Here is a 3,267-nt window from a genome sequence, read left to right as displayed (position 1 = left end):
TATAAAAAAAGCAAGTTCAAAAAAATTGAACTTGCTATTATAAAGGAGTGGCGACGACTTACTCTCCCACCATTGGCAGTACCATCAGCGCTAGCGGTCTTAACTTCTCTGTTCGGAAAGGGAAGAGGTGTACCCCGCTGCCATAATCACCACAATATCTTGATATTAGTACTTGTACTAATACAATGACGTAGTAAAGAAAGATGAATTTCAAAAATATTGTAAACATAATGAGCTTAATAGATTAAAAGCTACGGGTAATTAGTACTGCTCAGCTTTGATGTTACCACCTTTACACTTGCAGCCTATCAACGTCATAGTCTCTAACGACCCTTAAAAGAAGTCTCATCTTGAGGCGAGTTTCGTGCTTAGATGCTTTCAGCACTTATCTCAACCAAACGTAGCTACCCTGCGGTGCGGCTGGCGCCACAACAGGTAAACCAGAGGTTTGTCCAACACGGTCCTCTCGTACTAGAGTCAGGTCCTCTCAAACTTCTAACGCCCACAATAGATAGGGACCGAACTGTCTCGCGACGTTCTGAACCCAGCTCGCGTGCCATTTTAATGGGCGAACAGCCCAACCCTTGGGACCTTCTCCAGCCCCAGGATATGACGAGCCGACATCGAGGTGCCAAACCACTCCGTCGATGTGAGCTCTTGGGAGTGATCAGCCTGTTATCCCCGGAGTACCTTTTATCCTTTGAGCGATGGCCCTTCCATACGGAACCACCGGATCACTATATCCTACTTTCGTACCTGGTCGACTTGTAAGTCTCACAGTCAAGCACCCTTTTGCTATTGCACTCTACGTATGGTTACCAATCATACTGAGGGTACCTTTGAAAGCCTCCGTTACTCTTTTGGAGGCGACCACCCCAGTCAAACTACCCACCAAACATTTTCCCCGCATGCGGGTTAGGCTTCAAATAAATCAAGGCCGGTATTTCAAGGATGACTCCACCAGACCTAGCGGCCCAGCTTCACAGTCTCCCGGCTATCCTACACATGATTTATCCAAAGTCAATGTTAAGCTGTAGTGAAGGTTCACGGGGTCTTTCCGTCCCATTGCGGGTAAACGGCATCTTCACCGTTACTACAATTTCACCGAGCTCATGGCTGAGACAGCGCCCAGATCGTTACACCATTCGTGCAGGTCGGAACTTACCCGACAAGGAATTTCGCTACCTTAGGACCGTTATAGTTACGGCCGCCGTTTACCGGGGCTTCATTTCAGTGCTTCTTCTCCGAAGAGAATAACACCACCACTTAACCTTCCGGCACCGGGCAGGTGTCAGGCCTTATACGTCATCTTACGATTTTGCAAAGCCATGTGTTTTTGCTAAACAGTCGCCTGGGCCATTTCTCTGCGCCCTACCGAAGTAGGGACCCCTTCTCCCGAAGTTACGGGGTTAATTTGCCTAGTTCCTTAGCCATGAATCACTCGAGCACCTTTGGATTCTCTCCTCGACCACCTGTGTCGGTTTATGGTACGGGCACCTATAATCTGAAGCTTAGAGACTTTTCTTGGAAGTATGATTAGCTCCACTATCCACTTGTCCGAAGACTCGTGGTACTATCAACCTTCAGCATGGTGTGCGGATTTGCCTACACTCCATATACCTACAGTTTTCAACGTACTATTCCGTCAGTACGCGGGAATTTCACTACTCCGTCCTCTCATCGCAATTAAAGGTGGTATCAGAATATTAACTGATTGTCCATCGACTACCCCTTTCGGGTTCGCCTTAGGTCCCGACTAACCCTGATCCGATTAGCGTTGATCAGGAAACCTTAGTCTTTCGGTGTGCGGGTTTCTCGCCCGCATTATCGTTACTTATGCCTACATTTGCTTTTCTAGCCGCTCCACAATAGCTTGCCGCTACTGCTTCAATGCAACTAGAATGCTCCCCTACCAATTGAATAAATTCAATTCCATAGCTTCGGTAGTGTGTTTATGCCCGATTATCATCCATGCCCTATCGCTCGACTAGTGAGCTGTTACGCACTCTTTAAATGAATGGCTGCTTCCAAGCCAACATCCTAGCTGTCAAAGCAATTGGACCTCGTTAGTACAACTTAACACACATTTGGGGACCTTAGCTGATGGTCCGGGTTCTTTCCCTCTCGGCATTGGACCTTAGCACCCAACGCCTCACTCCCGTGAAACATGTTATAGCATTCGGAGTTTGTCAGGGTTTGGTAGGCGGTGAAGCCCCCTAGCCCAATCAGTAGCTCTACCTCTATAACACTTTAACACGAGGCTGTACCTAAATACATTTCGGGGAGTACGAGCTATCTCTCAGTTTGATTAGCCTTTCACCCCTACCCACAACTCATCCAAAGACTTTTCAACGTCAACTGGTTCGGTCCTCCAAAATGTGTTACCATTTCTTCAACCTGGTCATGGGTAGATCACTGAGTTTCGCGTCTACCCCCTCTAACTCTGTCGCCCTATTCAGACTTGCTTTCGCTTCGACTACTCACGTTTACGTGATTAATCTTGCTAGAGAGGAGTAACTCGTAGGCTCATTATGCAAAAGGCACGCCGTCACAACACAAGGTTGCTCCGACCGCTTGTAGGCGCACGGTTTCAGGTACTATTTCACTCCCCTGTTCGGGGTACTTTTCACCTTTCCCTCACGGTACTTGTTCACTATCGGTCTCTCAGGAGTATTTAGTCTTAGCAGATGGTGCTGCTGGATTCAGACAGGATTTCACCGGTCCCGCCCTACTCAGGATACTGCTAGGTGTATTGAACATTTCGCCTACGGGACTTTCACCCTTTATAGTCACCCTTTCCAGAGGTGTTCGGCTATATTCGTTACTACCACATCGCAGTCCTACAACCCCGGTTTTGCCTTAACAAAACTGGTTTGGACTAATCCCCGTTCGCTCGCCACTACTTGGGGAATCATTATTATTTTCTCTTCCTACGGTTACTAAGATGTTTCAGTTCACCGCGTTCGCCCCCTGTAAACAGGGTAATACATCTTCAATGTACTGGGTTGCCCCATTCGGAAATCTCCGGATAATAGATTATTTGCATCTACCCGAAGCTTATCGCAGCTTATCACGTCCTTCATCGCCTCTGAGAGCCAAGGCATCCGCCATGCGCCCTTAATTACTTTCTTATCTATTGCCAAGTTGATTTGCAAATAAATTTGCTCGTCGCATCGGCGCTCGTTATTTTTATTCTATTTTATCAATGTCATCTTTCAATACGTCAAAGAACTCTTTGTAAATGCTTAATGCATTTAGAAGTGGAGG

The 3,267-nt window shown here is 47.1% G+C and carries 2 rRNA genes; both read right to left on the bottom strand.

The features are described 5' to 3' along the window. Positions 1-45: 45 nt before the first annotated feature. A 5S ribosomal RNA gene (gene rrf / locus HNS40_RS21895) occupies positions 46-154 on the bottom strand. Positions 155-241: 87 nt separating this feature from the next. Beyond that, a 23S ribosomal RNA gene (locus HNS40_RS21890) occupies positions 242-3,131 on the bottom strand. Between the last annotated feature and the right edge of the window lie 136 nt (positions 3,132-3,267).

It is taken from the genome of Lentimicrobium sp. S6 (genome assembly GCF_013166635.1).
Classification (GTDB): Bacteria; Bacteroidota; Bacteroidia; order Bacteroidales; family UBA12170; genus UBA12170.
The sequence above is the reverse complement of the archived record's forward strand: the minus strand, read 5'-3'. Positions and strand labels throughout refer to the sequence as shown.